The sequence below is a fragment of the Halorubrum amylolyticum genome, assembly GCF_004114995.1.
Lineage (GTDB): Archaea > Halobacteriota > Halobacteria > Halobacteriales > Haloferacaceae > Halorubrum > Halorubrum amylolyticum.
In genome coordinates this window covers 1,612-2,165 of the sequence record NZ_SDJP01000068.1, presented here as the reverse complement: position 1 = coordinate 2,165, position 554 = coordinate 1,612, and the positions used below count along the sequence as shown (strand labels likewise).

Genomic DNA, 554 nt, shown 5'->3' with positions numbered 1-554 from the left:
AGGTGGAGGAAGTAGTCCCACGAGTCGAGCAGCGCCGCTTCGGTCCCCGGCGGGATCATCGGTCCTCACCTAACGCCGCGGCCAGATCGAGCAGCTGGAGGCTCGCTGTGTCCGCGATCCGGTAGTACGTCCACTTTCCCTCCTTGCGCGTGGCGACGATGCCGGCGTCGCGGAGCTTCCTGAGGTGTGACGCGACCGTCGACTGGGGCGCGTCGAGTACGGTCTCCAACTCGCAGGCGCAGAGCTCGCCTTCTCGAAGCGCGTGAACGACCGCGAGTCGCTTCTCGTTGGCCAGCGCCTTGAACGCCGACAGCTCCGCCTCGACGACCGCGTCGTCCGCCCGTCGAGTCTCCGGGAACGGCCCGTCACAGCAGACGCCTTCCTCCATCCGTCGGAGCGTTCCGCTCGCGGATTCGGAGCCCGCTTGAGCCGCCGCGTTCTGTTCCTGCGACATTATGGATCAGTCCTCCGTACGGTCGGCGCGCTCGTCCGGCGCGTCCGCCTCGTTTTCGTCCGAGTCCACCTCCTCGATTTGCATGTCACAGCAGCTCTCG

Annotated in this window: 1 protein-coding gene; it reads right to left on the bottom strand. The window is 66.8% G+C overall.

Translation table 11 applies throughout. From position 1 onward, the window contains the following. Window positions 1-55: 55 nt before the first annotated feature. The gene (locus ESO89_RS18245; protein WP_004595754.1) at window positions 56-454 is read right to left on the bottom strand and encodes an ArsR/SmtB family transcription factor; all 399 of its coding nucleotides are present in this window, start codon (window positions 452-454) and stop codon (window positions 56-58) included. Window positions 455-554: the final 100 nt, after the last annotated feature.

What these genes read in the sequence shown, in the direction of transcription:
- ESO89_RS18245 (WP_004595754.1), bottom strand. Translation starts at nt 454, where the DNA reads ATGTCGCAGGAACAGAACGCGGCGGCTCAAGCGGGCTCCGAATCCGCG.